1 pseudogene is annotated in these 311 nt (G+C 67.2%); it reads right to left on the bottom strand.

Annotation, left to right across the window (positions count from 1 at the left end):
- Positions 1 to 299 (bottom strand): annotated as a pseudogene (locus ACLBXP_RS25550) (pyridoxamine 5'-phosphate oxidase family protein); the annotation flags it as partial.
- Positions 300 to 311: the final 12 nt, after the last annotated feature.

The following is a 311-nucleotide window of genomic DNA, read 5'->3' as shown; positions in this document are numbered from 1 at the left end:
GCCTGCCCCTCGATGTTGCCCATCGAGTAGAACATGCCGTTCCCGTCGAAGCCGGGGAAGACCAGGCTCGTCTCGCCCGTCACCTTCACGAAGCCCGGCGCGCCGCCCTTGTAGGAGACGGGGGGCATGCCGTCCGGATCGACGGTCGAGAGGAAGAACATGTCGCGCGAGCCGATGAAGGCGGCCTCGTCGGGCTGGATCGCCTCGTGCACCCAGTCGGTATCGAGCCGGTCCGCGAGCTTGACCGTGCCGAACTCGTTCTGCAGCGCGCGGTGCGCCTCCGAGTAGAGTGACGCCATCGTTTCCTCCCG

The organism is Methylobacterium sp. A54F, assembly GCF_053346035.1.
The sequence above is the reverse complement of the archived record's forward strand: the minus strand, read 5'-3'. Positions and strand labels throughout refer to the sequence as shown.